This window comes from Citrobacter sp. wls757 (assembly GCF_005280935.1).
Lineage (GTDB): Bacteria > Pseudomonadota > Gammaproteobacteria > Enterobacterales > Enterobacteriaceae > Citrobacter > Citrobacter portucalensis.
On record NZ_SZWU01000069.1, the window covers coordinates 43,123 to 47,119 of the forward strand.

The 3,997-nt window shown below is 53.7% G+C and carries 2 protein-coding genes; one reads left to right on the forward strand and one right to left on the reverse strand.

Annotated features, from left to right (window positions below):
• Positions 1 to 100: 100 nt before the first annotated feature.
• Entirely contained in the window at positions 101 to 2,272 is a 2,172-nt protein-coding gene (locus tag FDW94_RS19015; protein ID WP_003024532.1) for a YgiQ family radical SAM protein, read from the reverse strand.
• Between the two features lie 199 nt (positions 2,273 to 2,471).
• On the opposite strand from FDW94_RS19015, the gene FDW94_RS19020 reads away from it, so the two are divergent.
• Positions 2,472 to 3,947, forward strand: coding sequence for a TrkH family potassium uptake protein (locus FDW94_RS19020; protein ID WP_020996330.1), 1,476 nt, complete (start codon positions 2,472 to 2,474; stop codon positions 3,945 to 3,947).
• Positions 3,948 to 3,997: the final 50 nt, after the last annotated feature.

A 3,997-nucleotide genomic window follows, 5' to 3' on the forward strand; every position in this document is an offset into this window, starting at 1 on the left:
CTGAGTCTCTCTGCCGGATGGCGGTTCATTCACCTTATCCGGCCTACAAAACTGTGCTATTCGTAGGCCTGATAAGCATTTCACCACCGGGCAAGGCAGATTAGCGCCCTGCCACTTTCCCGCGTTTTTTGTTCGCGGCAGGCGTCTGGCGCTGATGCGCCACCGGTGTGTGCTTGGTCAATGCCGGGCGAGTATGACGGTTCTGGCGACGCGCTTCGCGCATCTCTTCCAGCGTAGGCGCCGGGACCAGACATTCGCGACGACCGCCGATCAGATGCTTTTTACCCATATCTTCCAGCGCCTGGCGGATTAACGGCCAGTTGGCTGGATCGTGGTAACGCAGCAGGGCTTTATGCAAACGACGCTGCTTATCACCTTTCGGCACCACCACGTCTTCACTCTTATAACCAATTTTACCCAGCGGGTTTTTCCCGGTGTAATACATGGTTGTGGAGTTCGCCAACGGCGATGGATAGAAGTTCTGCACCTGATCCAGACGGAAACGACGTTGCTTCAACCACAACGCCAGATTCACCATATCTTCATCACGCGTACCCGGGTGCGCGGAAATAAAGTACGGGATCAGGTACTGCTCTTTACCCGCTTGCTTAGAGTAGGTATCGAATAATTCCTTAAAGCGATCGTAGCTGCCCATCCCCGGCTTCATCATCTTCGACAACGGGCCTTCTTCGGTATGCTCTGGCGCAATCTTCAGATAGCCGCCAACGTGGTGGGTCGCCAGTTCTTTGATATAACGCGGGTCTTCAACCGCGATGTCGTAACGCACGCCCGAAGCGATGAGGATCTTTTTAATGCCTTTCAAATCACGCGCACGACGATAAAGGTTAATCGTCGGTTCGTGGTTGGTGTCCATATGCGGACAGATATCCGGGTAGACGCATGACAGACGACGGCAAGTTTGCTCCGCGCGCGGTGACTTACAGCGCAGCATATACATGTTCGCCGTTGGGCCGCCGAGGTCGGAAATCACGCCGGTAAAGCCTGGAACGGTGTCGCGAATGGCTTCGATTTCATTGATGATCGAGTCTTCAGAGCGGCTCTGGATGATGCGACCTTCGTGCTCGGTGATCGAACAGAACGAACAGCCGCCAAAGCAGCCACGCATAATGTTGATCGAGAAACGGATCATCTCATAGGCCGGAATGCGGCTGTCGCCATACGCCGGATGCGGCACGCGTTTGTACGGCAGCGCAAAGACGCTATCCATCTCTTCGGTAGAGAGCGGAATGGCTGGCGGGTTGATCCAGATGTAGCGATCGCCGTGCTTTTGCATCAGCGCACGCGCACAGCCTGGGTTGGTTTCGTGGTGCAGGATACGCGACGCATGCGCATACAGCACTTTATCGCCCTTCACTTTTTCGAAGGACGGCAGCAGCACGTAGGTTTTTTCCCACGGTTTCGGGCGCGGCGGCTGTACGGTTACCGCTTTCGCTTCCTGCTTTTTCGGTGCGACCGGCTTGTTGTCAGCACACGGCAGATCTTCACCATACGGATGCGGGATCGGGTCAATCTTGCCCGGCGTGTCGAGGCGCGTGGAATCCACCCCACTCCAGCCCGGCAGCGCTTCTTTAACCATAATCGCAGTGTTACGCACGTCGCGGATCTGATCGATGGTTTCGCCCATCGCCAGACGATGCGCCACTTCCACCAGCGGACGTTCGCCGTTGCCGAACATCAGCATGTCGGCTTTGGAATCCACCAGAACAGAGCGACGAACGGTATCAGACCAATAGTCATAGTGCGCGGTACGGCGCAGGCTGGCCTCAATACCGCCGAGAATAACCGGCACATCTTTCCATGCTTCTTTACAGCGCTGGGTATAGACCAGCGTGGCGCGGTCCGGACGTTTGCCCGCAACGTTGTCCGGCGTGTAGGCATCGTCATGGCGCAGTCGACGATCGGCGGTGTAACGGTTGATCATCGAGTCCATGTTGCCTGCGGTCACACCAAAGAACAGGTTCGGTTTACCCAAACGCATAAAATCGTCTTTGTTGTTCCACTCCGGCTGGGCGATAATCCCTACGCGAAAGCCTTGTGCTTCCAGCATACGTCCGCAAATTGCCATGCCAAAGCTGGGATGATCGACGTATGCATCGCCGGTAACCAGAATGATGTCGCAGCTATCCCAGCCAAGTTGGTCCATTTCGTCGCGTGACATCGGCAAAAACGGTGCCGGGCCAAAACAGGCAGCCCAGTACTGCGGCCAGGAGAAAAGGTCTCTGTCCGGCTGGATCAGGGATATTGCGCTCATAATGCTTCCAAAAATGGTAAAAAAATAATCAAAGGCCGAGGATTATACGCTGTATGTCGGCAAGAAATGAAGTGGAGTCTGAACCAGACCAGTAGAAAGTTATATAAATTGTTAAATTTTACGACGATCATTTTTATCGATCATAATTAAGACCATGCCGGCCAACTGAGATAACTCTTTTTCGGCGGGGGATTTTTCATTGCGACTCAACGATTCACTGCATATTTCCCAGTTACGGGTTGTTGTTCACCTGTGCGGATTTCTGGTTCTTCTCTACAGCTTTTCTATGCTGCCACCGATGCTCATCGCTTTGTTAAACAAAGAGCGGAGCTTGTTCGCCTTTTTCAGCACGTTTATGACTTTCTTCACCCTCGGCGGCGGGGCGTGGTTGGCAACCAAACATGCGGGGATTCAACTGCGCACCCGGGATGGTTTCGTCATTATCGTCCTGTTCTGGCTGTTGTTTTCGTTTATCAGCGCGATGCCGATGTGGATGGACGATGGCTTAAACCTCTCTTTTGCGGATGCCCTGTTTGAAGGAGTTTCTGGGATTACCACTACAGGCGCAACGGTGATTGATGACGTCAGCGCCTTGCCGAAGTCGTATCTGTACTATCGGGCTCAGCTCAATTTTATTGGCGGTCTGGGTGTTATCGTCCTCGCCGTGGCGGTATTGCCGCTGCTTGGTATTGGTGGCATGAAGCTGTATCAGTCTGAAATGCCGGGCCCTTTTAAAGAAGAACGCCTCACGCCAAGACTTGCTGATACTGCACGTACGCTGTGGATGACCTATGTCATTCTGGGTCTTATTTGTACTCTGGCCTACTGGGCTGCCGGGATGTCGTTTTTCGACGCCTTATGCCACGGGCTGTCGACGGTCTCTCTCGGCGGATTTTCCACTCGCAGCGAGAGCATCGGCTTTTATAACAGCCATGCCATTGAGCTTGTCGCCGGGATATTTTCACTGCTGTCTGCATTTAACTTCACCCTCTGGTACGTTGCTATCGTGAAACGTACCTTCAAACCCTTTCGTCGTAATGCCGAATTGCGTTTCTTTTTGCTTATTGCGTTGGTGGTCACTCTGATCGCCACCTGGCAAGTTTGGCGGGCAGGCATGTACGGATTAACGGACAGCCTGGTGCATGCTTTTTTTCTGGCCAGTTCGATGCTGACAGATAATGGCCTGTCGACGGCGGATTACGCGCAGTGGCCTTCGCACACGATCTTCATGCTGCTCAGCGCCAGTTTCTTCGGCGGTTGTGTGGGTTCGACCTGCGGGGGGATTAAGGTGCTACGCTTTTTGATTATGTTCAAGCAGTGCCGTCAGGAGTTACACCAGCTCGCGCATCCCCGTGCCCTGCTTAACATCAAAGTGGGCAATAGCGTGGTAAGCGACCGGGTGGTGCGTTCGGTATGGAGCTTTTTCTTTCTCTACGTTTTGTTCACCAGCTTTTTTATCTGGGCGCTCAATCTGATGGGCTACGATCTCTTCTCCTCTTTCGCCACCGTTGCCGCCTGCATCAACAATATGGGGCTAGGATTTGGCGTCACCGCCACGACATTTGGCACCTTAAACGAGGAAGCAAAGCTACTGATGTGCGCGGCCATGATCATGGGGCGTCTGGAGATTTACCCCATTCTGATCCTGTTCTCACGCATGTTCTGGCGGGCGTAACGAATACCCCGGCGCATTACGGCGCCGGGTTCACCAACATCTGTCCGATT

Excerpts from the sequence above, each read along its gene's own strand:
- FDW94_RS19015 (WP_003024532.1), bottom strand. The coding sequence starts at position 2,272 with ATGAGCGCAATATCCCTGATCCAGCCGGACAGAGACCTTTTCTCCTGG.